Source organism: Fibrobacter sp. UWR2, assembly GCF_002210285.1.
Lineage (GTDB): Bacteria > Fibrobacterota > Fibrobacteria > Fibrobacterales > Fibrobacteraceae > Fibrobacter.
The window spans coordinates 519,808-543,721 of record NZ_MWQE01000001.1 but is presented as its reverse complement, the minus strand read 5'-3'; the positions used below and the strand labels follow the sequence as shown (position 1 = coordinate 543,721).

Below are 23,914 nucleotides of genomic sequence, written 5' to 3'. Positions count from 1 at the left end.
AAAACAATTTTTCAGCACAAAAAAAGCCTTAAAAAAGCGCGAAAGATGTAGACAGGATTTCCACCGTCTGCCACAATTCCTCCATTTACTATCTTTCCCACCATGAAGAAAATCGCATTCCAGGGCCGTCGCGGGGCCTACAGCGAAAGCGCCGCCTACCACCTATTCGGAAACGATATCGAAGTCGTCCCGATGGACACTTTCGAACAGATTTTCCAGGGCATCGAAACCGGCGCCGTGGACGGCGGGGCTATCCCCATAGAGAACTCCACCGCAGGTTCCATCTACGACAACTACGACCTGCTTTACAAGTGGCGCCACCCCATCGTAGGCGAAGTCAAGTTGCAGATTTCGCACAGCCTGTGCGCACTGCCCGGAACAAAACTTGCCGACCTGAAAGAAGTGCTGAGCCACCCGCAAGGGCTTGCACAGTGCAGCCGCTTTTTCGGGCGTAACCCGCAAATCAAGAGCACCGCGTTTTACGATACCGCAGGCAGTGCCGAAGAAGTTGCAAAGCGTGGCGATAAAACCGTAGGCGCGATTGCGAGCGCCTACGCCGGCAAGTTCTACGGCCTGGATATCTTGGCCGAAGGCATAGAGAACTTGCCGGGGGTGAACTTCACCCGGTTTTACGCCATCCAGAAGACGGCGAACCCGCTCCCGGAAACAGGAACCATCAAGACGACGCTTCTCTTTATGCTCAGCGATTCAGGCAAGTCCGGCGCATTGCACGCCGCCCTCGGGTGCTTCGCAAAACGCGACCTGAACCTCACCCGCATTGAGAGCCGCCCGCACCCTGACCGCCCGTGGGAATACATATTCCACCTTTCCTTCGAAGGTAGCCCGAAGGACCCGGCCGTCATCGAAGCCCTCAAGGAATTGCAGACCTACTGCGATTTCGTGTACCGCCTGGGCAGTTTCCGCGAAGGCACTACAGAGAAACTAACGTATTAGGGAAACATTATGGCATACGAACGTACCGACAGAAAGTTTGACGAATACCGCAATCTCAAGATGACCACCGGCTTCATCTCTAGCGCCGACGGCTCCGTCCTCATCGAAATGGGACGCACCCGCGTCATCTGCAATGCGACCCTCTTGCCGAAAGTCCCCGACTGGCTCGCCGGCCGCGGCACCGGATGGATTACCGCTGAATATTCCCTGCTCCCGCAGAGCACGGGCAAGCGCGTAGAACGCGAGCGCAAGGGCGCAAGCGGCCGTACGCAAGAAATCCAGCGCCTGGTGGGCCGCTCGCTTCGCGGCGCAGCCGACCTGGCAGCACTCGGTGAAAACGCCATCGTGGTCGACTGCGACGTGATCGAAGCCGACGGTGGCACGCGTACCGCGAGCATCATCGGCGGCTTCGTGGCCCTTGCCATCGCCCTCAAGAAAATCAAGGAACGTCTCGGCATCACGCAGCAAATTCTAAAGCATGGAATTACCGCCATCTCGGTAGGCGTCGTAAACGGCAAGCCGCTCTGCGACCTTTGCTATGTGGAAGATTCCGCCGCCGACGTCGACATGAACGTCGTGATGCAGGACGCAAAGAACTTCATCGAGGTTCAGGGCACCGGCGAACACGCAAGTTTCGACCGCAGCATGCTCAACACGCTCCTCGACCTCGGCGAGAACGCCTGCAAGGATATCTTCAAGAAGCAGATGGAACTGATCGGCGGCGAACTCCCGTAAAGAAACCGCTCGCGCCAAACTCTGGCTCTTGCGCTCCGATAAAAAGATTTGCGGTTTCTACACAAGAAGCCGCTTTCTTTTTATTCACCGTCGTTTAAATGGACTTCCGTGCCGTCGACATCCGCACTGATACCCGTGCCGCCACGACGGATCTGGCTTATCTTAAACGATCCTTCGAAGTTGTCCCCTTCAATTTGCAGTTCAAACCGAAGTTCAGTCATGTAATCGAAGAAGGCTTCTTCAATGGTTATGCTCGGGCCAAATCCCTGCTGTTCGAAATCAAGCCAGCTCAGGCAACGAAGTACCAGATTGCCAACCTCGCCAGGCCCAACAAGTGTCGCCTGCGGCAGGTCATACTCCAGTTCCCTTTCCTTCTCCGGCGACATACCCATCTTCAGGATAATCGGCGCATCAGACGTCACCATGTAGCACGCGCCACTTGTCCAGGTCTTCATATCGGAATACGCATTTTCTTCACTTCCGTCAACCTTGATGGAAACACCGAAGGTTGTCTTTCTCGACGCACCGACCACACCACCATAAGGCGAGCCCGCTAACGCATACGAGACATAGACGCCTTCCTGTTCATCAACCTCCATATTCACCGACACAAGGTCAGAAACACCGTCTTCCTTCCTGAAGGTATTCCAGTATCGGCCATTCAGCACATTGTCGTTCAGCGAATCCGAAGGCACCTGGGACGAATCGGAAACTCCAGACGATATGCCAACAGATCCTGAAGAACTAGGCAATTCGCTGTAAGAAGAACTCGATTTTCCACCAAGCGACGACGACGATTCATCATGCGCAAGCGCATTGGTTTCTTCGGTTGTTCCCGCCACGTCGCGCGTGCATGCGAAACTCAGCAAGGCGACAATGCCCAACAACGTTTTCCAGTTGTCAATCGTTCTTCTCATCAGGTACAGTCCACGAAAGGGGGAACAACTGCAAATTTAGTCTATATACCTGTGTTACTTTCTTCGTAGCGTTCGCTATGGTCACAATCCTACGGCGAAAAGCTTCGAGTTCCTGCAGAATTTGTTCGTAGGCGGCCCGGTCCACGCCCATGGTGACACCCGAAATATTTCGGTCCGACAGGGCAAAGTCATCGATAGCGGCAAGGCCGAATTTAGCCATTTCACGATGCATGGAACGGATCGCCACGGGCATGACCTCGGAATCACCTCTTAGAGCCTTATCGGTCTGGGTGTAGTTGCCCTTCCTGTCCTTCTTCAGGAGGCCTGCTTTGGTCATAAAGTCCAAGGATTCGCGCACATCGCCCGCAGAAACCCCCTGACAGCAGAGTTTCGCGATATCCCCGGGCTTCGCCCCTGGCATTATGGGCGCCAGTTCACGGATTACGGGATTCTTCCAGGTCTCAAAGTAGGCGAAAGCGTCTTCATCGACAACCTTAACCTTATGCTCCCCCGCTATGCTCAGCATTTCGTCGTACGCCTTTTTACGTTCGTAGTCCGTCTTTGCATGGGCATATCTGACCATCATGCGGAAGTAATCCACTTCGTAACCCACCAGCCTCATAGCCAATGCGGTCCGTTCCACGCCATCGTTCTTTAGTCTCGTCTTCCCCTCACAGACGAGCTTCAAATACGTCGGCGACACAAAGCCGGCCAAGCGTGCAAATTCGCGCCACGTAAACGCAGAAGTCCTCTTACGTTCATCGTAAAAGTCCTGCATGTAGCGTCGGTAATCCACATAATCGGTTATCGGCTTCATTGTATACAGGAATATAGTTTATTTTTATTCGTTTGTCAATATTTTGCGATACAAAATTTGTGTTTTTTGCAAAATTTCGTTGTTTTTTGTTGTAATTGAAAAAATCTCAAAATCTATGATACAAAAACGGCCAAATTTGAGAAATTAGGCCTACACCTCAGAAAAACCGTAACTATGAAAAACCCGGACCAAAGGCCCGGGAATGTAAAAAACGGGTTTTCCGCCCCTTTACGGGATCCATTCGCAGAAATTTTTTAGCATGGCGAGGCCCACATCGCCACTTTTTTCCTGGTGGAACTGGCTTGCAATCAGGTTATCCTTGCCGATGAGCCCCTGGAACGTCTGGGTACCGTAGGTCGTTTCGGCAAAAGCGTATTCCGCAGGCACCACCGGGTGGTACGAATGCACGTAGTAAAAATCGCAACCACTGCGGATGCCCTTCATAATCGGGTGTTCGCGGGTGAAGTTCACCTGGTTCCAGCCCATGTGCGGAATCTTGAGGCCCGGTTCGTCCTTGAAGCGAACCGCCTTGCCGGGGATGAGCCCGAGGGTCTTGACGCCGCCATCCTCCTCGCTCTCTTCGAGGATAATCTGGCAACCGATGCAGATTCCGAGCACCGGGTTGCCCGCCTTCACCACGGCCTTGATGGCATCACCGATGCCCGTGCGCGTAAGCGTTTCCATGGCAGAAGCGGCGGCACCCACACCCGGGAAAATCAGGCGCGTCGCCTTCGCAATCTCGCCTGCATCGCGGCTAGACTTCGCATCCACGCCGATATGCGCAAGCGCATTCATCACGGACGTCAGGTTACCGGCATTGTAGTCAACGACGATTATGGGATTAGCGGACATAAAACCTCTCTTTGCAGGAGCAAAGATAAAAAATTTTCGAGCCCGGGAAAAACGTTACCCGTTCAGAAAATCAAGCGCCTCGCCCGCAAGTTCCACACAGCGATTGCAGGGAATCACTGCCGCCGGGCGGATTTCCTTACACTTGGTACAGCCCTGCGCCCCGCGCTTAAAAAATTCCTCGATAGCCTCGGCATGGTCGGGCTGCATCATCTTCGCCGCATAGAGCGCCCCGCACTGGCCATCGGGGGCACGACCGCCACCAAAATTGCGGAACATCTCGGCTGTTTCCACCGCCTCCGCCTCGGACTTGCCTGTAGCACGGGCGTAGCCATAAGCCACCGACATCGCGCAGTTACCGCGCTTGTCCGCATGGAATTTTTTCGAAATTTCGGAAATCTTTTCTGCCATACAAAATCCTTTTTCCCACCAATGTAGAAAAACTAGAACGTCACGAGGACATTCACGCCCGCACCCACGTTGGCCACATCGATTATCGGAGCCACATAGACTTCCGCCCGAGGCGGCCCCCATTTACTTCTGGCGCGGCGTTTCTCATAGGCGACATAAGAGCGGTAGTAATCATCCCGCCTACGCGCATGCAAACCACGTGTCGAAACCTTGTAGACCTGATAAATAAAGAACGGCGTCGTTACTACCAGGCCAGTAACCCCCATCAAGTACAACAATGGTACACTAAAGGCCTTCCCCACCCCCTCGGCTACGCTCCCGGGGTCATCTTCCTCAGCTGCAACGGCTGCAAAAAGGAAAAATAGCCAGATGGCGTCCATCGTGCCCAAGACTATCGAAGGGAAAACACTGACATCCGCCCTCTCGTTTTCTTCGACAATCAGTTTCTTGTAAATCTGCGAACTGTCATAAGCGAGGTCCACTAAGGGCATCGCCTCAATCTGCGCATCGGTAAGGGTATCCGCCGGCGGGCGCACATCCTCAAACTTTTCGTCCAGCGTCTTTTCCGGAATCAGGAACAACAGGAGGGAAAGCAACTGAGCAGAGCTCACTCCCGCCGCAAAAAGAACAAACGCCAATGCCTTACCAAGAAATCCCATATACATTAATATACACTAAAAAAGACAAACGGGAAAAAAAGATTGCCTATTTGAAAAAAAACTCCGCAAACATTAATTGCGGAGTCTTTATAAAAACCAGGAATTTAATCCGAATTACTTGTCAGTAAGCACTGCTACACCAGGCAAGGTTTTTCCCTCAAGAAGTTCGAGGGAAGCGCCACCACCCGTAGAGGTGTGGGTCACCTTCTTGTCAGCACCGTACTTCTTGGCAGCCGTAGCGGTATCGCCACCACCGATCACGGTGATTGCGCCAGCAGCGGTAGCTTCAACGATAGCATCAGCCATAGCCTTGGTAGCCTTTTCGAAGGCTTCGAATTCGAACACGCCTGCAGGGCCGTTCCAGACGATGGTCTTTGCGGACTTGATAGCGTCAACGAAGAGCTTGGTGGACTCGGCACCCACATCGAGGCCCATCCAGCCAGCCGGAATGCCTTCGGCGTCAGAAACAGCCTTCGTGGCAGCGTCGGCAGCGAACTTGTCGGCAGCGATGTAGTCGACCGGGAGGATGATTTCCTTGCCGGCAGCCTTAGCCTTAGCCATCAGATCCGGAACGAGCTTGGCGCCTTCTTCGTCGAACAGAGAAGAACCGATTTCGATGTTGTTGAGAACCTTCTTGAAGGTGAAAGCCATGCCACCGCCGATGATGATCTTGTCGGCCTTGTCGAGGAGGTTGTTGATGAGCTGGATCTTGTCAGCGACCTTTGCACCGCCGAGGATGGCGAGGAACGGACGCGGAGGATTGTTGAGCACCTGGTCGAATGCCTTGAGTTCCTTGTTCATGAGGAAACCGGCAGCGCGCTGCGGAAGTTCAACACCAGTCATGGAGGAGTGGTCGCGGTGAGCGGTACCGAAAGCGTCGTTCACGTAGACGTCAGCGAGCTTGGTGAGGCTTGCGCGGAATGCCTTCACGGCTTCCTTGTCGGCCTTTTCCTTAGTTTCGGTGCCATCGGCGTTCTTGATCTTGCGCTTGCCTTCTTCTTCGATGTGGAAGCGGAGGTTTTCGAGGAGGATGATTTCACCCGGCTTGATAGCGGCGCAGGCAGCTTCGACTTCCGGACCCACGCAGTCGGAGAGGAACTTCACCGGCTTCTTGATGAGTTCTTCGAGCTTCTTGGCAACCGGGGCGAGCGTGTACTTCATGTTCTTTTCGCCATTCGGACGGCCGAGGTGGGAAGCGAGCACGACGGCTGCACCCTTGTCGAGAGCGTACTGGATGGTCGGGAGAGCGGCTTCGATACGCTTGGTGTTGGTGATTTCGCCAGTCACCTTGTCCTGCGGAACGTTGAAGTCAACACGGATGAACACGCGCTTGCCGGCGAGTTCGAGATCTTCGATAGAGAGCTTTGCCATTATGGATTCCTCTTTTATGGTTAAAATTTACGGGCTAAAAATTAGAATTTTTTGCAGAAAAAACCTGTAAAATCGCAATAAAGATTGTTCTATGTCATAAAATGGGGTTAAAACACTCAATTTTCCTTACTTTTTTAAACATTTGGCTTTTTTTTTATATATTTCCTTAAAAATTAGTCCATTTGGAGTAATATAATGAAGCGTTTAACACTCTTGGCAATCTGCCTCTCCATCGCAACGGCATTCGCCGGTTCTTACGATATTGAAGAATTTACCGCGCAAGACGTCGGAAGTCCCGACAACTATATCACTGCCGAATTCGGCGGCCAGCTCAAGACCGCTCCGGCAGACGAGGTCAGTTCCCTCCAGGAAGGCCGCCTGGTCGTACGTCAGAAGTTCACCGACCCGTTCGGCGAGCAGCCCACTGCCTACCAGCTCTACCAGGGCGGCAAAGGCGACATCTCTTCCCTGGTGCCCCTGACTGCCGAAGGCGTTGACTACAGCAAGCTCGTCACCACGCGTATCTATGCCCGCCGCGGAATGCCCTTTGATGATGATATCGAAAAGATTTACTTCGACGGCAAGGCTGTCTATATCCCTGGCTACTCGACCGCCATCGCCTTTATTGACGGCAACATGGTCCAACTGAAGGCCGACGAATCCGCAGCCGCAGCTGCATCTTCCAGCGATGACGAAGAGGAATCCCCGAAACCCGCCGTCGCCTCCAGCGAAGAAGAGGAATGCGACGACTACGATCCGGACTGCGAGGATGAAGACGAGGATGAAGACGAGGACGAAGACGTCGATGTCGCCGGCGACCTCGATGCCTCCAACGCCCGTGCCGACGCACGTGACTACGCCGCCAGCGGAGCAGCCGAAAACGCGACCGACCGTTTCGGTATTGCTGACGAAGTGCGTTTCTGGACCGCCGTAGGCCTTTCCGCCCTCGCCGTCACCGGCGCCGTTATCGGCGTGATGCAGCACATGGAAGCCAACAAGGCCGGCGACGCTTACGACGAGTTGAACGAAGTGCGTTCCGGCGTCATCCAGAAGATCAAGGAAGACTGCGCCTCAGACAAGGAACCCGGTGCCTGTGAAGTCGCGCTGAAAAAATACGCAGACTTCGGTCTCACGAACGACGAAACCGGCGAAAAGTACACTCTCGCCAACCTCGAAAGCCGCATGAAGACCAACAAGAACACCCAGGATTCCTACGCGTTCGCCCGCAACCTCTGGTTCGGCGTAACTGCGGTCTCCTTAACCGCGGCTATCGTACTCTTCGTATGGTAATCGAAACCGGAAAGATCTCGCTCAAAGACATTCAGTTCAACTGTATCCTCGGGACGCTCCCCTTTGAAAGGGAAAAAGAGCAGCCCGTTGTCTTGAACGTTTCCGTATGGCTCGATTTTTCCCTTGCCGCCAGGAACGATGACCTGATCCACTCTATAGACTATGCGCAGCTCTCGCAGGACCTGCAAGACTTCATCCGCATGTCCAGGTTCCAGCTCGAGGAAACCCTCGTACTCGAGACGGCAAAGCATATCCTCGCGAACTACCCCAAGGCGCAGATGGCCGAGGTCAGCATCCGCAAGCCGCAAGCTATACCAAATTGTGCGGGCGCCGAATCCAGTATCCGCGTCCGCCGGTAAGGCATTCCATTATTTTTCCAAAGTACAGCCTGCGCAAACGCAGGCTTTTTCAGTTCATGGTCCTGTAGCGCAGGGCTTCCGAGATATCCTCGATTTCCACATTCTCTGCACTTTTCATATCGGCGATGGTGCGAGAGACCTTGAGCATGCGGTAAAAGCCACGTGCACTCAGGTTCATATTGTCGGCGGCAGACACGGCGAAGCGTTCCACCTCGGGCGACATGCCCGCAAACTTCTTCGCGTATTCAGACGTCATCTCGGCATTCGACTTGAAAGGCAAGTCCGCGAACCTCCGGCGCTGGATAGCTCGCGCCGCACACACGCGCTTGCGAATGTCGGCAGAACTTTCACGCCGGCCATTGTCTACAAGCGCACCCGCTTCCATCGGCGGTACGCTCACCTGGATGTCTATGCGGTCCAGGAGCGGGCCCGAGATTTTTTCGCGGTAGCGCTTGCGCGCATCGGGCAAGCACGTGCACACGCGTTTCGGATCCATCGAGAATCCACAGGGGCACGGGTTCATCGCCGCTCCCATCATGAAGCGCGCGGGCCAAACGACAGTCCCGCTGGCGCGGCTCACCGAGATAAAACCATCCTCCATCGGTTCGCGCAAGGCCTCCAGGACACTCCGGTTGAATTCCGGAAGTTCGTCCAGAAACAGCACCCCGTTATGTGCAAGGCTCGCCTCTCCCGGCGAAAGCCGGGAGCCGCCGCCCACCAGCGACACCATCGAGGCGCTATGGTGGGGCGTGCGGAACGGGCGATTGACAACAGGCCTGAATCCCGAGGAATCGCCCGCCCGGCGAGCACATGAATGAATCCGCGTCGTCTCGAGAATTTCCTCGTCCGTCATATCGGGTAGAATTCCCGGTAAGCACCGGGCACAGAGTGTCTTGCCCGCGCCAGGCGAACCGACCAGCAGAAAATTGTGGGAACCCGCGGCCGCCACCTCGAGGGCCCGCTTCACACCTTCCATCCCGACCACATTCCTGAAGTCAGGAATATCGCGGGAGACCGCAGAGCAATCTTCCCGCGACATTCCCTTTGCGATGGCTACAAGTTCCAAGTTCCCGCTTTCCAAAAACTCAACACACTCACCCAGAGTATCAAAGCAGGCGTAGCGAAGACCTTCCACCAGCGAAGCCTCGGAGGCATTCGCCCTCGGGATTACCAGGATGTTCTTGTCGTCGCGAGGCAGGCTCATCGCAATGGACAAGACCCCTCTTACCGGCTTCAGAAGCCCGTCTAGCGACAATTCCCCGACAAAGACAAAGCGTTCAATCCCCTCAACGCATATCTCGCCGGTCGATACAAGCATCCCTATCGCAAGTGGAAGGTCAAGGGCACTCCCCTCTTTCCGCAAATCCGCCGGTGAAAGATTCACTGTTGTCCGGAATCCGGTAACGACCTTGCCGATGGACCTTATCGCCGACACCACACGTTCGCGAGATTCGCGAACAGCATTGTCGGGAAGCCCAACCAAGGTAAAGCCGGGCAGCCCCTGCGATGCGTCCACCTCAACGCTCACAGGAACAGCCTTGATTCCAAACAGACAGTACGAGCGGATTCTATGGAACAAGGTGTACCCCTATGCTACAGCAGCCTGGTACTTTTCAAGAACGCAATTCTCGATATGTTCACGCAACTGGCGCGTAACCGGATTGCAGATAGACTTGAAATCTTCACCCTTGTAGAACGGGTCCAACGGGTAACTCACGAAAAGCCCGTACTCACCGTCCATGATGCGCAGGCCACGAATGACCATCTGGTCGTTGAGGACAATCTGCGCAAGGCCCTTCATGTGTCCGAGGCTCGGACCTTCCTTGAACGGAAACACCTGCACCTGCGTCACGGCAAGGCAATCGAATGCGGAGGACTGCTTGTCCTTCATCTGGACGTCCTTGACTTCGGCGCCCTTGGATTTTTCCACCTGGACGGTGGCATCGTTTTTTTCTGCCATTTTATGGCCTCCTATAGTTTGAGTGAACCCGCAGGTAGCACCCCTTTCGTCGGGGAACCTCGGGCTACACTCTATTTGCAAGATGCATGCCAAAACAAAAACGTCATTTTTGCGCAGGAATCGCCATATCGGTAGCAGGCCTTCAAGTGATTAATCGCTTAAATCACTGATTTATCTATTTTAATCACATGCTCCTGAAACCAAACATGAACTGGGAAAAGAACTGCGGAATCGCGCTCCCGACAGTGATGGCCAACGTCAACCCCGACGGAGAATTCCTGCAAGTCGAATTCTTTGTCGAAGAGCCTCTCGACTGCTTCCGCGCCGAAGTCATGGAAGACGGCGGCCACAGCTGGGAAGATTCCTGCGTAGAAATTTTCATCGAGAATCCGGCAAACCGCTCGGAGTACTTCAACTTCGAGACGACAAGCCGCGGATTCATCCTCGCCGCCCACGGGCCCGACCGCGAAAACCGCAGCCAGCTCGACAGCGCACAGCTTGCAAAAATTGAGCGCACCAAGCAACTCGCCAGCATCATCGGGGACTTTATCAGCTGGAGCGTAAGCATCCGCATTCCTGCAGGCATCTTCGGGCTCAAAACCTTCGAGGGCGTGCAGCTGCGCGGAAACTTATACAAGTGTGCCGACAAGGCGAAGACACCACACTACCTGAGCGCCTTCCCGATAGAAACAGAAAAGCCGGATTTTCACCGGCCTGAATTCTTCGATATCCTGATTTAAATTACTTCATCTTAATTTTCATCTCGAAAACCTGGCGACCTTCGTCGTCCTCGATTTTCATGTAGGTCGCGCCCATCTTGTCGGCACGGAAAATCTTGACTTCCTGGCCTTCGTGCGTCTCGCCCATAAAGTGCACCTCGAGCATCGAAGGAATGCAGAGTTCCAAGTCTTCGGAACTGAACACGTTCAACGCAAGCTTCACGTACTCGATGTTGTTCATGTGGTGCGACATGTCGATGTGCTGGGGCAATACCTTCTGGCGGTAGACCTCCACGTATTCCGCGGGTTCTACCGGGAACTTCGTAAACTTGCTGTCCATGAACGGCTCCGGGGCGCCTTCCGTCGGGAATTCGACCGCCGAAAGCTTTACAGGGCGGTGACGTTCCAAATCCAGGCAGCACGCCTCCTGCACGGCGAGGATAATCGGTTCGCCCTCCAGCGTGGTGATGGCCGTATTCTCATATGTACGGATAGGTGCGTTGTCGGCAGGGAACGAGGTGGTGACCACCTTGTCGCGCCAGAACGGACGCTGGAAGAACTTGAATTTCGCCTTGTAGATAACCCAGTAGGCGCCCTTCTCGTGGACACAGAAGTTATCCTGCTTGATGGCACCGAAATTCTCGGTGAAGTTGTCCTGCACCATGAGTACCGTCTGCGCGATGCCCATCTTGCCCGAGACGTCGATGTATGCCGAGGTGATGGTCCTCTGCTTTTGGAACACAAGCGGATTTTTGGACAATGCATAAATATCTATCATACTACTAATATATATTATTTGGCGCTAAAATCAAGAAATCACCTATAAAAACGTAAACCCCGGCGGCGCCTACCGGGGAATAATTTGTCAGGAATGTTTTCCGTCAGGTTCTGGCTAGTTGGGCTCAGTTTTCCCCGCGGCTCATTTCCATTTTTTCGCGATCCAATGTGTGAACCAGATATTCCTTGAAATCGCGATCGATAGTTACGCCGTCGAAATCTTCGTAGTTATCGTTGATGATCCCGACGAGCGACCGGTTGTCTGTCCAGGCCTGCACATTGATTTTATCGAAAGTGAACGACTTGTCTCCGGGTTTAGCGGCTACATAGACGACCTTCGACTTGTCAACCCAGCCCTGACCGCAAGCCCCCTTGACGAGAACTTCCGCGTCCGCTTCCCTGACGATTTTTAACTCGTCATAAAAGCCGGCCGTGCAGACCACTCCTCCGCCACCGCGCTGTTCTGTCAAATCGAGATCGCCCTGTTTGGACTTAACCAGATTTCCAGCAGCGATCGCCGATGTAGCAAGCATCGCGACAGCGGTTACCATTGTGAACGTTGAGCGTTTCATGGTGTTACCTCCTTACCTGTTTGTTAACCCTAAAAACAAGGTACGAAAAATAATGTTTACAAAACCAGCCTTTTGAAAAAGTTTTTCTTTTTTTTCGCTACAAGTTGGAATACATTTCCTACCTTTTGGCCGATGTCCACCGTCATATTGTTCAACAAGCCCTTCGGAGTACTGAGCCAGTTTACACCAGAAGCAGGCCACCGCGCGCTCGATGAATTCGGGTTTCCGCCGGGAGTGTACTCTGCAGGCCGCCTCGACCACGACAGCGAAGGCGCGTTGCTATTGACCGATAACGGGAAACTCATCAAGAAACTGCTCGACCCGAAATTCGAACACCCGCGCACTTACCTCGCGCAAGTTGATGGGCAAATTACGGAAGAGGCTATTCGCAAACTCTGCAAAGGCGTGGACATCAAGGGCTACCACACCAAACCCTGCAAGGCAGAAATCGTTGAAGCGCCGGACTGGATCTGGGAAAGGGTGCCGCCCGTCCGCTTCCGTGCGAACATCCCCACCAGCTGGGTAAAGCTTACGCTCATCGAAGGCAAGAACCGTCAGGTGCGCCACATGACAGCGGCAGTAGGCTTCCCCACGCTCCGGCTTGTCCGCGTGCAAATAGGAAACATTCCCCTCGGCAACTTAGCGCCCGGGGAATGGAAAGCGATTACAGATAAAGTTATTTGACGATGAAGTCGCTGGGCTTGATGCCGTAGAACACGACATCGTCTATCCAGAATTCGGTCTCGTCGTAGGAGGCTATCGAGATGGTCGTCACCGCCCTGCTGACAACATTCCAGCCGAGATTGCCGTACATGTCGTCGCGCGGCTTGAAATTAGCAGGCTTTATGACGCGACGCTGCCATTCGTCTGTATTGAGGGTATCGTAAGCCAAAGTCTTGCCTTCTTCGTTCGAACTGCCGAGCGTCTCGAGCGCAATCGAAATGACTCCGTTCCCGCGGGCATAGAACACGATGGAATCCGTTGCAGACAAATCGCACGGCGATTCCTCCGTACAAACCCAGATTCCGTAGAACGACCAGCGTCCTTGCCCCGCAGAAGACATCCAGTGCAAGGCGTTACCGGCGCGGCCGGCATCCGCTTCTACAAAGAAATCCGCAATGTCCTTGCGCGTCTCGGGTACCATCGCCACCTCGGGTGTCGTCTTCACGCTCGTATCCGTAGAAGACATGTAACCCGCCTCGCTTATACCGAGCTCGCGGATAACAAACTGCGCATCCGCAGATTCAAAGTCCAGCACCTTGATGGAATCCGGTTCGAACGCGCAAACATTCGCGCGAGCCTCCTCGCCGGCACCAACCTTCGCCGAATTTTCAACAACACTGTCACCCACAATGACGCGCAGGCCGTATTCATACGGCGGCAACGAATCCATCTCGTAGAAGCCCTCGCTATCGGTCTTTACAAGGCGGTCGGAACCATACACCTGTACCCAAGCGTAGTCAACGCCCGCAGGCAAGTAAACCTTGCCACGCAGGCGGCCTGTTTTTTCGAGAGCATACTGTACGGAGTCTCCGCTCCTGATATCCTTGGCGCGGATCCTGGTGAACAAACCTTCGTCTGCATCGACAATTTCAATCGTAGCCTCTTTTACGCCGAGGCTATCAATGCGAATCTGCCCCAAGGAATCGGTCACGAATTCCTCGTAGTATTCCGCCCCTGCGGAATCTTCTTCAACACTGCGGACAAAACTTGCCGCACGCATGCGGGCCAAGACACCGACCGCGGGCAAGGAATCCTCGTGAACAATCTGGATCAGGTAGGCGTTTTCGGTCTCGACCGTACTGATACCGGCCACCTTATCGTTCGAGCAGGCGACAAACAGCAGAACCATCAGGAGTAAAAGCAACTTTTTCATACCTTTACCCCCTCTTTCTTTGTCCGCGGGCTATTGGAAACATCCGCGACCGGATATAGTGCAAACACGAACTGCATCGCGCGATTCGGCTTGTCGACTTCAGCCACCCTCTTTTGTACCTGGCGGCGGAATTCCAGCGTCATTTCGTTCAGGTCGGCAAAGCAATCTTCGTCGACACCCACAAGCAACGACGAGATATTGCGCTTGGCAGGCTCTACCGAAACGAGGGCGTTCTGGGCAAGCGACAAAAGCTGATTCTGGTAACTACGGATAGCCGACGTCTTCGTCGGCGAACCTGCCGACGTAAAATTGGCGGTCGTCGCGGCATAGCGTTCCGAAGCAAGCGGCGTTATGAGATTCAAATCCTTGAGTACCTTTATGGCTTCGCGCACCTGGTCTTCCGAGACGGCCGGAGATATCTGCTTTACCAGGCGCGAGACCTCGGCATGCCCTCCATTCATCTCGATAAGCGCTCGCACCACGGGTATCCACCACTTGCTCAGGAACAGGTACTCGCTGGCATTGAACTTGCGAAGGTCCACATCCTGGAGCGAAAGCGCCATCTTGTAGAGCTTATCCTTCTTCGCAGGCGACTTCGTCTTGGATGCCGCCACCAGGATTTCGAAAATTTCACCACTGCGACCCTTCAGGTCCAGCAGGTCCTTCGCCAGCGGAATGCTGCGGTTCGGCAGGTGAAGTTCCTTGTTCAGCACACGGAACATCTGGCTCGTCTCGAGCCCAAGCTTCTGGCCCATCATCTTATAGGAATACAAGGGCATATCCAGCTTGCGCTGGGTATAGTAGTTCTTGAGCAAATCCCTGTAATCGCTGATTTCGTCAATGTTGAGCATAGGCCAGTTCTCGAAAAAAGACAACTATCCAATCAATAAAATAATCTATTCCTAGCCCAAAAAGCCCCTAAAGAAAACATCGCCATTGAAAAAAATACAATGAATTGTTCTAAAACACAGCCTTTTTGACTTTTCGAGTAGGTAATTTAATATCTAGGAAATAATTTCCAGCATTAGAGTTTCATTTCCACACAAAAAAATCCCGCCGGTTGTTCCGGTGGGATTTTTTAGTTGCGAAAGATTCCCGCCTTCGCGGGAATGACGATAAGCGGGAATGACGACGCTAGATCAGGCCTTCAAAGAAGTTGTTGCCCTTGTCATCCACGAGGATGAATGCCGGGAAGTCCTTGATGGTGATCTTGCGGATGGCTTCCATGCCGAGTTCCGGGAAGGCCACGATGTCGTTGCTGAGGATGTTCTGTTCAGCGAGGATGGCTGCCGGGCCGCCAATAGATCCGAGGAAGAATCCGCCGTACTTCTTGCAGGCGTCGGTGACGTCCTGGCTGCGGTTGCCCTTCGCGACCATGATCATCGAAGCACCCTTGCTCTGGAAGCGCATCACGTACGGGTCCATGCGGTTAGCCGTCGTCGGGCCGAAGCTACCTGTGGGCATGCCTGCCGGAGTCTTAGCCGGGCCGGCGTAGTAAATCGGGTGGTCCGAAACGACCTTGAGCACGGTCTTTTCTTCGTCGGTGAGTTCTTCGCCACGTTCCTGCTTGTCAAAGATTTCAGCAATCTTCGCGTGGGCCATGTCGCGGGCCACAATCATCGTGCCCTTGAGGCTGAGGCGCGTCTTCACCGGATACTTGGTGAGGTCGGCGAGCACTTCCTTCATGGGGCGGTCAAGGTCGATTTCGACTGCCGGAGCGAGGTTCACGGCATTGCCAGACGGGATGTAGTTTTCCGGATGGTGTTCCATCTTTTCGAGCCAGAGGCCGTTTTCGTCAATCTTTGCCTTGATGTTACGGTCAGCGGAGCAAGAAACGCCGATAGAAACCGGGCAGCTTGCAGCATGGCGCGGAGCGCGAATCACGCGAACGTCGTGCACAAGGTACTTGCCGCCGAACTGGGCGCCAATGCCTGTCTTCTGGCAAATGTGGAGAACCTTTTCTTCCATTTCGAGGTCGCGGAAAATACGACCGCCTTCGGAACCGCTCGTCGGAATATCGTCGAGGTAGCCGCAGCTGGCGAGCTTCACCATGTGCGTGTTCATTTCGGCAGAGGTTCCGCCAATCACGATGGCTAGGTGGTACGGAGGGCAAGCGGCAGTACCGAGCGTCTTCACCTTTTCGGCGAGGAACTTTTCCAAGGACTTCGGGTTGAGGAGCGCCTTGGTCATCGGCCAGTAGTAAGTCTTGTTGGCAGAGCCACCGCCCTTAGCGACGAACAAGAACTTCATTTCGGCACCTTCTTCGGCGTGGATGTCGATCTGGGCCGGGAGGTTGCAGCCGGTGTTCTTTTCTTCGTACATCGTGAGCGGTGCAATCTGGCTGTAGCGAAGGTTCTTCGTGGTGTAAGCGTTGTAGATACCTTCAGAAATCGCTTCGGCATCGTCAAAACCAGTCCAGACCTGCTGGCCCTTGTGGGCAACGCAGATTGCCGTACCGGTGTCCTGGCAGAACGGGAGGATGCCCTTAGCGGCAACGCATGCGTTCTTGAGCATGGTGAGGGCGACAAACTTGTCGTTGTCCGAAGCTTCCGGATCCTGGAGAATCTTTGCGACCTTCGCCGTGTGGGCCGGGCGCAGGCAGAATTCGACTTCTTCAAAAGCGGCCTGGGCAATCTTGGTGAGCGCCTCGGGGGCGACCTTCAGAATCTTCTTGCCTTCGAATTCGGCGACAGAAACGCCATCTTTACCGAGGTTTACGTATTCGGTAGTATCTTCACCGTGCTGGACGGTAGCTTCGTATTTGAATGCCATAATAGTGTCTCTTTTTGTGGGTTGATTTTTGCCGTAAAATTTAAATTCTTTCGCATCTGCTCTCGGTCAACCGTTCTCTCGAAGAGTGTTTAAACCCGACGAGGGGACTTTTTTTTGCAAAAAACGCCGATAAAGCGACAAATTTCGCGCTTTTTTGACTTTTTTTTCTTTTTTTTTGGCAAAACGTCGCTAGAAGAGTTATTTTTTACCTAAAGTTTTAAAAACAAACCCTAACGAGGAATGGAACCTATGATGAAGAAGATCTTGCTTGCAACTGCAGTGGCCGTTGCTGTTGCTTTCGCCGCTCCGGCCAAGGCTGCCAAGGCTGCTCCCGCCGCCAAGGCCGCTCCTGCTGCCGAAGCCGCCCCTGCCGCTGAAGCCCCGAAGGCCGAAGCTGCCGCCCCTGCTGAGGCTGCTGCTCCTGCTGCCGCTCCTGCCGCTGAGGCTACAGCCCCTGCCGAAGCCGCTCCTGCCGCCGCACCCGCCGCTGCTCCTGCTGCTGAAGCCGCACCCGCTGCCGAAGCTGCCCCTGCCGAAGCCGCTCCTGCTGCCGAAGCTGCTGCTCCTGCCGAAGCCGCTCCTGCTGCTGAGGCTGCCGCTCCTGCCGAAGCCGCTCCTGCTGCTGAAGCTGCTGCTGCTGACACTGCAAAGGCCGAAACCGAAGTTCTCGAAGCCAAGAAGGAAGAAGCCACGGTCGACAGCGCTGCTCTCGCCAAGGCTGAAGAAGAAAAGAAGGCTGCCGAAGCCGAAGCTAAGGCCAAGGCCGAAGAACAGCAGAAGATGGAAACCGCTTCCATGGGTTCTGCTAAGACCACCATCATGGAAAACCCGTGGGAATTCCTCGTGGTCTCCGCGCTGTTCGTTGCTTCTGTCCTCGTGATTATCTTCACCGGGGACTAAGTTAAAAGACCGTTCGCGCTCTTCATCCGGGTATTGAATTACTCCGGTATGCACTCACTCTCACAACCACGCCTCGTTAATACGAGGCGTTTGTTGTTCACAGAAGACCGTTCGCGCTTCATCCGGGTATTGAATTACTCCGGTAGGTGCTCGCTCCCACCTAAAGGTGGCCATGTACACTAAGGCAACAAGTTGCCAAGTGTCCAAAGGTCGCAATCGCCCCAGTTTGATAACTGGGGCTTTTTTGTATGGAAAAAGATTATGTCATGCGGCGAGTAAGTTCACATGACGCCATATCGCGAAGTTTATAGACGAATTTTCTTAGGTGGAGAACTTTTTATTCGCATGAGCTTCGACAACATTCACCACGTAGTCGCCGAGCTTTTCGCAGTCGTTCACCACGTCCATGTAGTGGACACCCATCTGGTAGCTGTATTCCTGGTTCTCGATATCAGTGACGTTCTTCTCCTTGAGGAGCTTGCGGTAGTCGTTGATTTCGTTCTCCAGGTTCAGTGTGCGGTTCGCATCAGCCGATGCATGGTCGCTAATGACATCGATCATGTTCGTGAGCGCGTTATCGCACAGCTGCATTATATGCTTGATATGGCCGTACTGGTTCTCCGTAAAGTCTTCCTTGCTGCGGAACTTGCGGTTGATCGCGCGCGCCATGTTGTAGCAGGAGTCGCCGATGCTTTCGATTTCAGAAATTTCCCTGAGCATCGACTGGATGTTCGTCTTACTTTCGGGACTCAGGCGGCCTTCAGAAACCTTGTTCAGGTAGTTCGCAATCTCGATTTCCATGTTGTCGCTAATGCCTTCGTACTTCTCGATGCGGGCAAACAACTTGACGAAGTCGTTTTCGTCCTTCATCTCGAGCAGTTCGGGCACCATGCGGAACATCTTCTGCGTGCGGGCCGCAAACAAGTTAATTTCCTTGCGGGCTTCGAAGAGCGAAAGTTCTGCGGTACTCATGAGGCCCGCGCTGATGAACTTGACCTTGAAATCCTCGCCATCTTCCTTCTCACGGATAATCTTGCAGATGATTTTTTCCATCGGCTTGATGAACCAGATGAGGATAAGCACGTTGCAGAGGTTGAATGCCGTATGGAAGGCAGATAGCGCGTAGGTCACACGGACGCTCGCCTGGGCAACTTCTTCTTCGGTATGCGGCACGAACGTCGGGTCGAACCCCACGATGCTGCACACCATGTTCACGAACGGGCGGAACACTATCAATACCCACACCACGCCGAACACGTTGAAGAGCATGTGCGCCAAGGCCGCGCGCCTCGCCTGCGTACTTGCCGAAAGGGCCGCCAGGTTCGAGGTGACCGTGGTACCGATGTTTTCGCCCATCACGAGCGCGATGCCCTGGTAAATCGGGAGCACGCCGCTACTGCAGAGCAAGAGCGTAATCGCCATGATGGCGGCAGAGGACTGCACACACATGGTAAGGATGCTACCCAGCAACAGGAAGAGGAGTGTGCTGAAGATACCCCAACCGCCGGTCGTCGAAAAGAAGTTGATGACCGCCTGGTTGTGGGCCAGGTCCATCGCCACCGCATTTTCGCGCAGCGTGGTAAGGCCCAGGAACATGAACGCGAAACCGAACACGAATTCGCCGATACTCTTGGTCGAGTTCTTCTTGGTGTAAGAAAGGATGATGCCGAGGGCGAAGAAGGGCCACACCACCGAGCTCATGTTGAACTGGAACCCGAATATGGACATGATCCACGCCGTGGCCGTGGTACCGATGTTCGCGCCCATGATAACAGGAATGGCCTGACTCAATGTGAGCAGGCCAGCGTTAACGAAGCTTACGGTAAGGACGGTCGTAGCGGTAGAAGACTGCACCGAGGCCGTGACGAACGTGCCTGTAAGGAGGCCTCCGATACGGTGCTTGGTCATGGTGCCAAGGACTGCGCGGAGGTGACCGCCGGTGAGTTTCTGCAAGCCTTCGCTCATCGTCTTCATGCCGAACATGAGCAGCGCAAGGCAACCAATCATTTTGAGAATCATAAGTGTCATAGGACATTCCTACGGAACGCCACTACCGGATCATCGTCGCTGCCTTTCAGCTAGTTCGGGCTCATGGCGGTGAATTGTTTATTTGTAATGCTGGCGTAAAATATAGAAATAAACCCCGTAAAAGCGGGGTTTACATATGTGTATTTTCTTGTCACCAAGATGGCAATAATTAAATACAATTAGCGTTCCTCAAGGCAAGCGGAACGCATTGTATCAAAAAACTACCGCACGTTTACCAGGCGCGACGACTTGCCGCTACGTACCAGGTAACGCCCTGCCCTCGGGACAGACAAGTTCGCCATGCCGCCATGAATGCGGGCCGAAGCCACCAGGCGCCCCTTCAGGTCGAGCACGAGCACCGGGCTGTTCTCCATAAGGCCAAAGACCGCGATATCCCTCGCCGAAACCTCGACCTGCATCGGGAGCAGTTTCACCTTCGGGTCGGCCGTCTTCGGGGCCACAGGAGTCGGGCCATCGTTAATCTCGCCCGCGCTGGAATCCGCCATGACGACGGTCACGACGTAGCCCACCTTGTACGGTTCCTCAGCATCGCCGAAGAAGTCCTTGACCACGCTTACGGCACAGGTAGAGGTCGTGTCGCTCTTGGCCACCGGCATGCAGCCCTTGTCCACCCAGTCGGCATCAGCAAAGCTCCGGGACACCTGCGTGATGGACGGATACATCATCTCTTCGAACGTGAGCGCCTCAATCAAGGAATCCTGGGCTGCAGCGCCAGCATCCTCGATGACAAACGTCGGTAGATTTCCCGTGTTCGACCCGTAAATCGCTTCCTTGAAGGAACGCGAGCCGGTCACCTTGTAGAATACGTTGGCCACGTTCTTCCCGTACAACGTATCGATATAGGAATAGGCGTTCCAGACAATTGAGGAATCCACCGCCGCGGCAAAGCCACCCGTCGCAGACGAATCCAAATCCACCTCATTTATGACGCCGCCCCTGTTATAGACTTTCTGCAGGAGGAAACCCTTCCCCTCACCAACAAGGCCGCCCACATAGGATTTCACACTTGCGGACTTGACATGCACCGGGCCGTAGTTAAAATCATTCGCCAAGGTCGTAACAATGAAATACGTGTCATCCGTGTACATTATCTGACCTTCTACATAGCCGACAAGGCCTCCCGCCCAAACTTTTTCACCGGAAAGTGCATGCACGCGGCCCCAGTTTCCGCTATTCGTCACGGAACCGGAAGAGTCAATCCAACCCACAATGCCGCCTACGTAAACAAACTGGTCCGACGAAACCTCGACAAGGCCCGAATTAAAATTATTGGATATGGTCGTCGCTTGGGCAACACCCACAATACCTCCGGCAAGGGAAAAATTCTTTTTTACATAGGAAAGCACCTTTCCCGTATTGGAGCAAGTGCTGACAAGGTTCGACGCACCCTGAGCAAGGCTGAACGTAGTGCCCACAATGCCACCCACAACATCGCCAGACACCCGACCGGAATTACTCAAGTCGCTCAGCACGCCAGCAGATGTCACGGCAATACCGCCAGCACTGCAGTAATTACAGGCGATTACCGTCGTGTTCTCGTTTTTCGAACTCAGGATTACACCCGTATTCTGGTCATAATTGTAGACGACAAGCCCTCCGGCATGGCCTCCGTGCACCAGGCTGTTGCGGATATTCACGTTTACGATGGTACCGCCATTCCTGATGGCAACACCCGCGACAGGCAATTCAAGCTCGTTTTCAAAACGGCTGTTCGCAATCGTGAATCGCCGCATCACCGCCCCCTGCGCTATGCAGTTGAACATCGCACGCGACATATTGAGCCCATAAATCGTATGACCCTGACCGTCGAAATCGACGTCCACACACTTTGAATTTGTATCGATGGACATCTGGTGCGTAGGCAAGTGGGTCGAATCCCTACCCATCACGATATCTTTTGCCAGCTGGACCCTGACCCCCTTCCGGCTCGGCGCAACAAAGAGGTTAGGCATCGCGAGGAAAGTCGCCAGTTCTTCGGCCGTAGAGACGGTATAGACCAGCGTGTCGTTCTCGACACTCGACGGAGGCATCGCATATCGCTGGATATCGGAGTAGGCAGAATCGTTCATGTACAAGCTGTCGAAAGTCAACACGGGATAACCACCGCGACGCACCCATATCTTGCGGTCCGCCACCGTACCGTTCGACGTATTCAGCATGGCAAGCATCTCGTCGCTCTGGAGCTGCTTCGTAGACTTCGCGCATCCATCGCACTTCACAGAATAACTAGACACACCAAAGGCTCCAATATCGGCAAGGGTACTGTCGAAATAGGTAATGAGGGGCCAATTCGGAGATCCGAACCATCCGGCAATAGTGCCGATGGCTTCGCCCTTGATGTAGGGAGTTGCGCTATACGAATTACGGACCGAGTATTCAGAATAATTGTAGGAGCCAAAAAATCCGCCGGCATGGCTAGAAGCTCCGACAACCTTACCCTTGGCAACCACTGCCCCCCGGTTATAGACATCTTCGAGAATGTCCGTAAGGCAGTTACCTACAAGGCCGCCAACTTCCAGCGCCTCGGCCGAGACTACGTCATCGGGGATACTCCCCGTCACATTGCCGTAGTTAAAGGAACGCGACAATACGGGCTTGTCGGACGAGAACCGTTCCAGTTCGCCCAGAAGGCCTCCCACATAGACCTCGCCCGAAGCCTCGACATTGACATTGCCGCGATTCGAGAGCCCTTCAATACCGGGCAAGTTGAGGAAAGTGGACGAATAGCCGGCAACACCGCCCACCTTAAACTTCGTGTAATCGCTAAGGCTTTTCACCTTGACATTGACCGCACCCTTGTTCATCGCATTGCGGTAGTGGGCCTTGCTTTCGCCAAAGACTCCACCAACAAAGAATTTCTCTTCGTAGCCCCGCGTCTTGGCAAGGAGTTCAACTTCGCCCTCGTTCACGAAGTCGCGGATTTCGCCATATTCGTTCTTGCGGAAATGCTTGGTACCGGCAACGCCACCGACATAGACATTCACCTTACTCGTTTCGGAAAAGCTTTCGCCCGCATACGAAATGTCGGCAAGGACCTTCCCGTAGTTCTGCAGGTTAGAAACATTCCCCAGCACAAAGCCGACGATACCGCCCACATAAATATTGCCGTTCACCGTCTTGAGTTCGACTTCGCCACGGTTGACGCTGTTCTCGACGGCAGTGCCGTCCGTGCCGTCGGCATACCCGACAATACCGCCGATATAGGCCTCAGAATCCTTAGTACTCCCTTCCGCATCGGCAAAGGAGACCTTCGCCGAATTGCTACAGCCGGCGACACGGCCCGCAGCATACCCGACAATGCCGCCCACATAACCGCCCGCCTTGACGGAGCCCCCGACGACGTTGCCGTTCAGGATATACGCTATCTGGTCATCCGCCGGGCTCGACATGTTGGCCGCAATGCCGCCCGCATAATAGACGGCACGCACATCCGTATTGTAGACATTCACGTTCCAGAGGCCCGCATGCAGTTCGGTCACGACCGCGGCTGCATAGCCTGCCGTATCGCTACCGAAGGAACTGTTAGCCACGTTCAGGTCGTGGATTGAGCCCGCGCTCGTGCCCACGACATCGAACAGCGCCTGTTCCGCATTCAGGCCATAAACCGTATGGCCCCTGCCGTCGAAATCACCCACGAAGTACTCGTTGCGCTTCGTGGTCGTCCACCTCTTTGTGGCCAGCGTGGAGGTATCGGCACCGAACACGATGTCGTTCTTCAGGTAGGCACGTAGAGTCTCGTCGGCCCTGTTCGAAGTCGTCACGGATTCGAGAAAGCCGATCAGTTCCTCGGGAGATGTAATTTCGTAGGCACCTGACACAACCTTCGGGAGTTTCGCAGTACCGTCCCAGGCCGCAAAGGACAACTGAGCCAAAGCAGATACGGCACATATGGCAAGCCATTTTCTCATTATTTTTCCTCCATTCTTG

The 23,914-nt window shown here is 54.1% G+C and carries 22 protein-coding genes; 7 read left to right on the top strand and 15 right to left on the bottom strand.

Annotated elements, in window-relative coordinates:
• Positions 1 to 102 precede the first annotated feature (102 nt).
• On the top strand, positions 103 to 954 hold the full coding sequence (pheA, locus tag B7994_RS02165; RefSeq protein ID WP_088636823.1) for a prephenate dehydratase: 852 nt from the start codon (positions 103 to 105) through the stop codon (positions 952 to 954).
• 9 nt (positions 955 to 963) lie between these two features.
• Entirely contained in the window at positions 964 to 1,689 is a 726-nt protein-coding gene (gene rph / locus B7994_RS02160; protein WP_088636822.1) for a ribonuclease PH, read from the top strand.
• Between the two features lie 80 nt (positions 1,690 to 1,769).
• Here rph and B7994_RS02155 read toward each other — a convergent pair whose 3' ends face one another.
• The 6 genes from B7994_RS02155 to pgk form a co-directional block, all read right to left on the bottom strand.
• A complete protein-coding gene (locus B7994_RS02155; protein ID WP_144063709.1) occupies positions 1,770 to 2,606 on the bottom strand; it encodes a hypothetical protein in 837 nt (278 codons plus the stop codon).
• On the bottom strand, positions 2,590 to 3,423 hold the full coding sequence (locus B7994_RS02150) for a TIGR02147 family protein (protein ID WP_088636820.1): 834 nt from the start codon (positions 3,421 to 3,423) through the stop codon (positions 2,590 to 2,592). Before B7994_RS02150 ends, B7994_RS02155 begins: the two co-directional genes overlap by 17 nt.
• Before the next feature lie 228 nt (positions 3,424 to 3,651).
• Positions 3,652 to 4,275, bottom strand: coding sequence for an imidazole glycerol phosphate synthase subunit HisH (gene hisH / locus B7994_RS02145; RefSeq protein WP_088636819.1), 624 nt, complete (start codon positions 4,273 to 4,275; stop codon positions 3,652 to 3,654).
• Between the two features lie 54 nt (positions 4,276 to 4,329).
• Positions 4,330 to 4,683 (bottom strand): hypothetical protein, encoded by a 354-nt coding sequence (locus B7994_RS02140; protein ID WP_088636818.1) that lies wholly within the window; start codon positions 4,681 to 4,683, stop codon positions 4,330 to 4,332.
• A 32-nt stretch (positions 4,684 to 4,715) separates the two neighbouring features.
• On the bottom strand, positions 4,716 to 5,342 hold the full coding sequence (locus B7994_RS02135) for a hypothetical protein (RefSeq protein WP_144063708.1): 627 nt from the start codon (positions 5,340 to 5,342) through the stop codon (positions 4,716 to 4,718).
• A gap of 114 nt (positions 5,343 to 5,456) precedes the next feature.
• Positions 5,457 to 6,713, bottom strand: a complete 1,257-nt coding sequence (pgk, locus tag B7994_RS02130; protein WP_088636816.1) for a phosphoglycerate kinase — start codon at positions 6,711 to 6,713, stop codon at positions 5,457 to 5,459.
• Between the two features lie 195 nt (positions 6,714 to 6,908).
• Here pgk and B7994_RS02125 point away from each other — a divergent pair, with 195 nt between their 5' ends.
• Complete coding sequence (locus tag B7994_RS02125; RefSeq protein ID WP_088636815.1) at positions 6,909 to 8,003, top strand: hypothetical protein; 1,095 nt, start codon at positions 6,909 to 6,911, stop codon at positions 8,001 to 8,003.
• On the top strand, positions 7,997 to 8,362 hold the full coding sequence (locus B7994_RS02120; protein WP_233142944.1) for a dihydroneopterin aldolase: 366 nt from the start codon (positions 7,997 to 7,999) through the stop codon (positions 8,360 to 8,362). The genes B7994_RS02125 and B7994_RS02120 overlap by 7 nt, the downstream gene beginning before the upstream one ends.
• A gap of 49 nt (positions 8,363 to 8,411) precedes the next feature.
• Here B7994_RS02120 and B7994_RS02115 read toward each other — a convergent pair whose 3' ends face one another.
• Together B7994_RS02115 and B7994_RS02110 are read right to left on the bottom strand one after the other, a co-directional pair.
• Positions 8,412 to 9,941, bottom strand: coding sequence for a YifB family Mg chelatase-like AAA ATPase (locus B7994_RS02115; protein WP_088636814.1), 1,530 nt, complete (start codon positions 9,939 to 9,941; stop codon positions 8,412 to 8,414).
• A gap of 9 nt (positions 9,942 to 9,950) precedes the next feature.
• Positions 9,951 to 10,322, bottom strand: a complete 372-nt coding sequence (locus B7994_RS02110) for a SpoVG family protein (protein ID WP_233142942.1) — start codon at positions 10,320 to 10,322, stop codon at positions 9,951 to 9,953.
• Positions 10,323 to 10,510: 188 nt separating this feature from the next.
• Here B7994_RS02110 and B7994_RS02105 point away from each other — a divergent pair, with 188 nt between their 5' ends.
• Positions 10,511 to 11,062, top strand: a complete 552-nt coding sequence (locus B7994_RS02105) for a carbohydrate-binding family 9-like protein (RefSeq protein WP_088636813.1) — start codon at positions 10,511 to 10,513, stop codon at positions 11,060 to 11,062.
• 1 nt (position 11,063) lies between these two features.
• On the opposite strand, the gene B7994_RS02100 is transcribed toward B7994_RS02105, so the two are convergent.
• Both B7994_RS02100 and B7994_RS02095 read right to left on the bottom strand, forming a co-directional pair.
• Positions 11,064 to 11,819, bottom strand: coding sequence for an acyl-[acyl-carrier-protein] thioesterase (locus B7994_RS02100; RefSeq protein ID WP_088636812.1), 756 nt, complete (start codon positions 11,817 to 11,819; stop codon positions 11,064 to 11,066).
• Between the two features lie 124 nt (positions 11,820 to 11,943).
• Complete coding sequence (locus B7994_RS02095; RefSeq protein ID WP_088636811.1) at positions 11,944 to 12,390, bottom strand: hypothetical protein; 447 nt, start codon at positions 12,388 to 12,390, stop codon at positions 11,944 to 11,946.
• 132 nt (positions 12,391 to 12,522) lie between these two features.
• Here B7994_RS02095 and B7994_RS02090 point away from each other — a divergent pair, with 132 nt between their 5' ends.
• Complete coding sequence (locus B7994_RS02090) at positions 12,523 to 13,074, top strand: pseudouridine synthase (RefSeq protein ID WP_088637211.1); 552 nt, start codon at positions 12,523 to 12,525, stop codon at positions 13,072 to 13,074.
• On the opposite strand, the gene B7994_RS02085 is transcribed toward B7994_RS02090, so the two are convergent.
• The 3 genes from B7994_RS02085 to B7994_RS02075 form a co-directional block, all read right to left on the bottom strand.
• Positions 13,067 to 14,266 (bottom strand): hypothetical protein, encoded by a 1,200-nt coding sequence (locus B7994_RS02085; RefSeq protein ID WP_088636810.1) that lies wholly within the window; start codon positions 14,264 to 14,266, stop codon positions 13,067 to 13,069. The genes B7994_RS02090 and B7994_RS02085 overlap by 8 nt on opposite strands.
• Positions 14,263 to 15,117, bottom strand: coding sequence for a DUF4423 domain-containing protein (locus tag B7994_RS02080; protein ID WP_088636809.1), 855 nt, complete (start codon positions 15,115 to 15,117; stop codon positions 14,263 to 14,265). Before B7994_RS02080 ends, B7994_RS02085 begins: the two co-directional genes overlap by 4 nt.
• A 283-nt stretch (positions 15,118 to 15,400) precedes the next feature.
• Positions 15,401 to 17,038 (bottom strand): fumarate hydratase, encoded by a 1,638-nt coding sequence (locus tag B7994_RS02075; RefSeq protein ID WP_088636808.1) that lies wholly within the window; start codon positions 17,036 to 17,038, stop codon positions 15,401 to 15,403.
• 249 nt (positions 17,039 to 17,287) lie between these two features.
• Between B7994_RS02075 and B7994_RS14135 the strand changes: the two genes are divergently transcribed.
• Positions 17,288 to 17,938 carry a hypothetical protein gene (locus B7994_RS14135; RefSeq protein ID WP_198957811.1) on the top strand — a complete coding sequence of 217 codons (651 nt, stop codon included), beginning with the start codon at positions 17,288 to 17,290 and terminating at the stop codon, positions 17,936 to 17,938.
• A gap of 321 nt (positions 17,939 to 18,259) precedes the next feature.
• On the opposite strand, the gene B7994_RS02065 is transcribed toward B7994_RS14135, so the two are convergent.
• Both B7994_RS02065 and B7994_RS02060 read right to left on the bottom strand, forming a co-directional pair.
• Positions 18,260 to 19,966 (bottom strand): Na/Pi cotransporter family protein, encoded by a 1,707-nt coding sequence (locus B7994_RS02065; protein ID WP_088636807.1) that lies wholly within the window; start codon positions 19,964 to 19,966, stop codon positions 18,260 to 18,262.
• Positions 19,967 to 20,187: 221 nt separating this feature from the next.
• Entirely contained in the window at positions 20,188 to 23,895 is a 3,708-nt protein-coding gene (locus B7994_RS02060; RefSeq protein WP_144063707.1) for a peptidase A26, read from the bottom strand.
• Positions 23,896 to 23,914: the final 19 nt, after the last annotated feature.

Excerpts from the sequence above, each read along its gene's own strand:
- B7994_RS02140 (WP_088636818.1), bottom strand. The coding sequence starts at position 4,683 with ATGGCAGAAAAGATTTCCGAAATTTCGAAAAAATTCCATGCGGACAAG.
- B7994_RS02065 (WP_088636807.1), bottom strand. The coding sequence starts at position 19,966 with ATGACACTTATGATTCTCAAAATGATTGGTTGCCTTGCGCTGCTCATG.
- B7994_RS02075 (WP_088636808.1), bottom strand. The coding sequence starts at position 17,038 with ATGGCATTCAAATACGAAGCTACCGTCCAGCACGGTGAAGATACTACC.
- hisH (WP_088636819.1), bottom strand. The coding sequence starts at position 4,275 with ATGTCCGCTAATCCCATAATCGTCGTTGACTACAATGCCGGTAACCTG.
- B7994_RS02105 (WP_088636813.1), top strand. The coding sequence starts at position 10,511 with ATGCTCCTGAAACCAAACATGAACTGGGAAAAGAACTGCGGAATCGCG.
- B7994_RS02090 (WP_088637211.1), top strand. The coding sequence starts at position 12,523 with ATGTCCACCGTCATATTGTTCAACAAGCCCTTCGGAGTACTGAGCCAG.
- pgk (WP_088636816.1), bottom strand. The coding sequence starts at position 6,713 with ATGGCAAAGCTCTCTATCGAAGATCTCGAACTCGCCGGCAAGCGCGTG.
- B7994_RS02120 (WP_233142944.1), top strand. The coding sequence starts at position 7,997 with ATGGTAATCGAAACCGGAAAGATCTCGCTCAAAGACATTCAGTTCAAC.
- B7994_RS02095 (WP_088636811.1), bottom strand. The coding sequence starts at position 12,390 with ATGAAACGCTCAACGTTCACAATGGTAACCGCTGTCGCGATGCTTGCT.
- B7994_RS02150 (WP_088636820.1), bottom strand. The coding sequence starts at position 3,423 with ATGAAGCCGATAACCGATTATGTGGATTACCGACGCTACATGCAGGAC.
- B7994_RS02135 (WP_144063708.1), bottom strand. The coding sequence starts at position 5,342 with ATGGGATTTCTTGGTAAGGCATTGGCGTTTGTTCTTTTTGCGGCGGGA.
- B7994_RS02100 (WP_088636812.1), bottom strand. The coding sequence starts at position 11,819 with ATGATAGATATTTATGCATTGTCCAAAAATCCGCTTGTGTTCCAAAAG.
- B7994_RS02110 (WP_233142942.1), bottom strand. The coding sequence starts at position 10,322 with ATGGCAGAAAAAAACGATGCCACCGTCCAGGTGGAAAAATCCAAGGGC.
- B7994_RS02155 (WP_144063709.1), bottom strand. The coding sequence starts at position 2,606 with ATGAGAAGAACGATTGACAACTGGAAAACGTTGTTGGGCATTGTCGCC.
- B7994_RS02060 (WP_144063707.1), bottom strand. The coding sequence starts at position 23,895 with ATGAGAAAATGGCTTGCCATATGTGCCGTATCTGCTTTGGCTCAGTTG.
- B7994_RS14135 (WP_198957811.1), top strand. The coding sequence starts at position 17,288 with ATGATGAAGAAGATCTTGCTTGCAACTGCAGTGGCCGTTGCTGTTGCT.
- B7994_RS02080 (WP_088636809.1), bottom strand. The coding sequence starts at position 15,117 with ATGCTCAACATTGACGAAATCAGCGATTACAGGGATTTGCTCAAGAAC.
- B7994_RS02125 (WP_088636815.1), top strand. The coding sequence starts at position 6,909 with ATGAAGCGTTTAACACTCTTGGCAATCTGCCTCTCCATCGCAACGGCA.
- pheA (WP_088636823.1), top strand. The coding sequence starts at position 103 with ATGAAGAAAATCGCATTCCAGGGCCGTCGCGGGGCCTACAGCGAAAGC.
- rph (WP_088636822.1), top strand. The coding sequence starts at position 964 with ATGGCATACGAACGTACCGACAGAAAGTTTGACGAATACCGCAATCTC.
- B7994_RS02085 (WP_088636810.1), bottom strand. The coding sequence starts at position 14,266 with ATGAAAAAGTTGCTTTTACTCCTGATGGTTCTGCTGTTTGTCGCCTGC.